Raw genomic sequence first — 1,533 nt, forward strand, 5'->3', positions numbered from 1 at the left:
CTAGCAGGGTGTTGAAGAAGTCAATCGCGTTCGCACACGAAGCCGGAATCGTCTCCGTTGTGGATATAGATATGCCCGACAAGGCGTCCAGCGGAGCCAAGTGCTGCCCATCCGCGACCACAGACCGGGTCATTCTCGTCTTGTCCTTCCCACGAGAACTCCGCACAGGCTGATCCACTGCGCGTGCTGTAGCGGACATCGAGAAAGCCCTTAAGAGCAACGAATGCGATTTCGCCGTCGGCCGGGCCCTGGAATGTTAGATGCGCCTCTTCGACGAGATCGAGGGCGTCATTGTCCCAGTTGTCCATCTCGACGATGCGCCAACGACCGGCGAAGGCCTTGGCGAAAGCAGGAACTCTCGCCATCAGCCTGTCTCCGTCATGAGCTTCGGCAGCCGCACCAGATTGTAGGCGGCGGCCGCGAAGGTGAAAGCCCATCCCACCCGGTCGCGACCGCGGAACTTTGTCTTGTCCTGCCCGGCGACGGTTTTGATCCAGCCGAACGCCTCTTCGATACGCTTGCGAATGCGTAGGCTGACCTTATAGCCGGGATGGCGTGTCGTGCGTCCGTCGATAGCCGAGCGGCGACCATTGACGTTCTGTGCCACGTGGGGCGTCACCTTCATCGACCGCAAATCTCTGACGAAGTCTTTCGTGTCATAAGCCTTGTCGGCACCAAGCGTGATTGCCTGTGGCCGGTCGCAGAAGGGTTCAATCATGTGAAGAGCCGCGATGCGTTCGGCATAACCGGTTGCTTTTGTCAGATAAGCGTTGACCAGAAGACCATGGCGGTTCTCCATTAGACCATGCCCCATGAAGGACAGCTTGGCCTCCTTGCCCTTTCCCTTCCTGTACAGCTTCGCATCCGGATCGGTCGTTGATGCATGCGTCTCGTTGGAACGCTTTTCGCCATGGAAGTCTGCTTCTGCGTTGCGACCGCTCTCCGATGGCGGTTTGTCCGAACCGTCCTTCGGCTTGAAGCTCTTCATCGACGCCCAGGCTTCGATCAGTGTGCCATCGACAGAGAAATGGTCTGTTGACAGCAGCCGCTTTACCTTGGGCTGGGAAAGAATTGCACCCAGAAACTTCGCAGCGATGTCACCATCAAGCAATCGGTCGCGGTTTTTCGAAAACACTGAATGGTCCCAGGCGGGATCGTCAATGCCGATGTCGACGAACCAGCGGAAGAGAAGGTCGTATTCCAACCGCTCCATCAGAAGTCGCTCAGAACGGATCGAATAGAAGGCTTGCATAAGCATGGCGCGCAGAAGCTTTTCTGGCGCGATCGACGGTCGCCCGATCGGTGAATAAAGCGCTGCAAAATCTTGTTCCAATAAAACGAGCGCTTCGTTCACGATCTGCCGGATGGCCCGTAGGGGATGATCTTTTCGAACACGAACCTCCAGATCCACATAGCTGAAGAGTTCGCCTGTCCTCACATCGCCGCCGCGCATCCATCAGCTCCAAATCGCCATACAGCGAGTGAATCACGACAACAGCATATGTGCCAGCGCCTTTTTCAACGGCCTGCTAG

The 1,533-nt window shown here is 56.8% G+C and carries 2 protein-coding genes; both read right to left on the reverse strand.

Annotated elements, in window-relative coordinates:
* Positions 1-20 precede the first annotated feature (20 nt).
* Positions 21-365 (reverse strand): hypothetical protein, encoded by a 345-nt coding sequence (locus ACODR6_RS32065; RefSeq protein ID WP_183794165.1) that lies wholly within the window; start codon positions 363-365, stop codon positions 21-23.
* A complete protein-coding gene (locus tag ACODR6_RS32070) occupies positions 365-1,453 on the reverse strand; it encodes an IS5 family transposase (RefSeq protein ID WP_489026614.1) in 1,089 nt (362 codons plus the stop codon). The genes ACODR6_RS32065 and ACODR6_RS32070 overlap by 1 nt, the downstream gene beginning before the upstream one ends.
* Between the last annotated feature and the right edge of the window lie 80 nt (positions 1,454-1,533).

Source organism: Rhizobium sp. FG96 (assembly GCF_057808655.1).